1 protein-coding gene is annotated in these 276 nt (G+C 63.4%); it reads right to left on the reverse strand.

Features of this window, described 5'->3' with window-relative positions; translation table 11 throughout:
• A partial coding sequence (locus tag AC0IYH_RS31435) for a hypothetical protein (RefSeq protein WP_471838146.1) occupies positions 1–276 on the reverse strand: 276 nt, incomplete at both ends.

Below are 276 nucleotides of genomic sequence, written 5' to 3' on the forward strand. Positions count from 1 at the left end.
TGACCGTGGACGATCATCTTCTCCACTGGGGCCCGATGATCGAGGAAGGGGTTGCGAATCCAGCGTAAGTCGCTGCTGCGCTGCTCCGACAGCGCGCGATCCGGGTGAACGCCGGCGTGCACGAACGCATAATCACCGATGACCTCCATATCGCTCGCGCTCGCCAGCAAGGCCTGGTGACCCGGCGGCACAACATCCGCCAGCGCCTCGGCAAGTTCATCATAGTCCATCGCTTCGTAGTTCGGCGGCGCGATGCCGTAGCTGATCGCCGTCTCG

The organism is Pseudomonas sp. AC463 (genome assembly GCF_979253585.1).